3 protein-coding genes and 1 pseudogene are annotated in these 2,401 nt (G+C 56.1%); 3 read left to right on the top strand and 1 reads right to left on the bottom strand.

Going from position 1 to position 2,401, the window contains the following annotated elements; all coding sequences use genetic code 11:
• Both GEU01_RS25260 and GEU01_RS20810 read left to right on the top strand, forming a co-directional pair.
• Positions 1 to 369, top strand: a 369-nt coding sequence (locus GEU01_RS25260) for an IS4 family transposase (protein WP_269719726.1), incomplete at its 5' end; no start/stop codon positions are given.
• A 46-nt stretch (positions 370 to 415) separates the two neighbouring features.
• Complete coding sequence (locus GEU01_RS20810; protein WP_019087562.1) at positions 416 to 1,804, top strand: hypothetical protein; 1,389 nt, start codon at positions 416 to 418, stop codon at positions 1,802 to 1,804.
• Positions 1,805 to 1,868: 64 nt separating this feature from the next.
• On the opposite strand, the gene GEU01_RS26030 is transcribed toward GEU01_RS20810, so the two are convergent.
• Complete coding sequence (locus GEU01_RS26030; RefSeq protein ID WP_152927803.1) at positions 1,869 to 2,066, bottom strand: hypothetical protein; 198 nt, start codon at positions 2,064 to 2,066, stop codon at positions 1,869 to 1,871.
• Between the two features lie 112 nt (positions 2,067 to 2,178).
• Between GEU01_RS26030 and GEU01_RS20805 the strand changes: the two are divergent.
• Positions 2,179 to 2,401, top strand: a pseudogene (locus tag GEU01_RS20805) (IS5/IS1182 family transposase); the annotation flags it as partial.

The raw sequence follows: 2,401 nt of genomic DNA, 5'->3' as shown, positions 1-2,401 counted from the left end.
AAGCTTGAAGAGCTCCGCCTAACGACCGCAGGCCGGCTCGCAAACTGTATCGCCTTATGCTGCGTGGTGGCCTGGCGTATCTCATGGATAACAATGCTCAGGCGTGAATTACCAGGGACGTCGCCTTCTACCGTTTTTACAGATGTGGAACGCCAAATACTCGAACAGTTCACACCCATACGCAAACTCAGCACTTCACCAGACCTGGATTTTTACATCCGGGCAGTCGCCAGACTGGGTGGTTACCTTGATCGCGCTTCCGATGCTCCGCCCGGAACAACTGTTATCTGGAGAGGAATGTCTCGCCTGGCAGATATCGTTACAGGTGCTCTCTCCTATCAAATTACAGAAGAAAAAATTTATGGGTAACTGCAAGCCGTTCCTTGCCACCCATGGAAAACGGATACATGCAGTCATGTCCACAGATACAGCAACCCCAGTCCTTATTGCCGGTGGCGGCCCGGCCGCCATTGCCGTCCTGCTTGCCGCATCACGCATAGGCGAACTGCCACGCCTGCTGGATGAAGGCCTTGTCCTGGTTGAACAGGGGCCGCATATCGGTTCGGGCATGCTGGGGCGATATGTCATCAATTCCGACAGCGCGGCCGAAACATTCGTCGATGCGATAACCGACAATCCGGTACCCGAACTGGCGCGCCTGACCCATCACCCGCTGGTGGAAATGATACGCAACCATGGGCGGCTTCCGCTGCCGCTACGTGTTGTGGCGGATTTTCTGGATATCGTGGGACAGGTGCTGACAACCCTCATCACCGCCCATCCCGCATCACGGATCCTGACCGGATGGCAGCTTAAAAGCCTGCACCAGAACGTGGATGGCAGGTGGCGGGGCTATCTCATCTCCAGCGATGGGACACATACGCAACACATCATCGCCAACAAGATCGTGCTGGCAATGGGCGCGCACCAGCCGGAACAGCGGCTTCATGATGAAATGGTGGGAGAAGCCCCCCTGCTGCCCCGCCATGCAGGCAGGGTCATGCAATCCGACGACCTGCTTTCCCCCGATGGCATTACCAGATTACGCGCCATGACGGCAGGACAGGACAATCCCAGGATTGCCATTATCGGCGGCGCCAGCAGCGCGTTGTCGGTCGCACGCGTCATAATGCGCGACATGGCGGACCGCATCATGCCAGGCAACCTGACGCTGCTGCACAAATCCCGCCTGAAGCTGTTTTACCGTACGGCGGAAGAAGCCGTGTCGGACGGATATACGGAATTCCATGCCGATGATATCTGCCCGGTCAGCCAGTTTGTGTACCGCTTTGGCGGCCTGCGTTATGATTCGCGCGATCTGGCCATGCAGTTGATGGGCATTGCCGGCGCCCCGCCCGAACCCCGTCTGTGCGACGCGCAGATAACGGATGACAATCATGCGGAAGCACAGGCCATTATAGATAATGCCGACGCCATTATAGCCTGTTTTGGCTACCGCCCCCGCCGTATCACCATAATCGATGCGCATGACCATCCGATCGCCCTGTCCGCTGATGCCGCCGATGGCTGCCTGACCGGTCCGGAATGCGGTATCCTGAATGCAGCGGGACAGGAAATTCCGGGCCTGTTTGGCCTGGGACTGGCATCGGGTTTCCGCCCTACCGGGGCGATGGGGGGCGAAGCCAGTTTCCGCGGGCAGGTCAACAGCCTGTGGCTGTGGCAGACCGCCATTGGGGAGAAGATCCTCCATCACCTCCTGCCGCCCGAAACACCACTGCTTGTCCCCACGCCACGCCTGCGCGCGCCAGTGCTGGAACCCGCGCGCGGTCATCTCCATCCCTGAACATCCATTTCCCGTATGACCAGAGCATACGGGAAATGTTTACTGTCCCGCCATATCCATGTTGTCAGGGACTGCTTGAAACAGCCTGCTGGTCGTAAGGAAGTTTTCTGGTGAAGCTTTTTTCAAAACGCTTCGAAAGAACACCGTCTTTTTCTAAGAGACTGTTTGAAAACAAGTGATTGATAAAAAATAATAAAAGTTTTTGGGTGCCACCTTTTTCAAAAAGGTGGCGTTCTTCGAAGCTTTTTGAAAAAAGCTTCACCAAAAACGTCTTTATGATTGCTGAATGTTTTCCGGGCTAACTTTTCAAACACTCTCTAACAGCCTGTCGGGTTGGGGTACCCAGTGAAGGGGTAAGGTTGTAAGGTGGTGAGATGAGCAGCTTCATCCCGTTTGACCGGTCTCAGCCGTATCTTCTGCCGCCTGATCTGAAGTCGTGGCTTCCTGCTGACGATATGGCGCATTTCATTGTCGCAGCCGTCGAGCGGGTTCCGATGCGTGCGTTCTGCGTGCCAGCGCGCACGGGTGGCAAGGCACAGTACCATCCGCGTCTGATGCTGGCCCTTCTGATCTTCAGCTATGCGAACGGGTTGTTTT

Origin of the sequence: Komagataeibacter europaeus LMG 18890 (assembly GCF_000285295.1) — a bacterium.
GTDB classification, from domain to species: domain Bacteria; phylum Pseudomonadota; class Alphaproteobacteria; order Acetobacterales; family Acetobacteraceae; genus Komagataeibacter; species Komagataeibacter europaeus.
The sequence above is the reverse complement of the archived record's forward strand: the minus strand, read 5'-3'. Positions and strand labels throughout refer to the sequence as shown.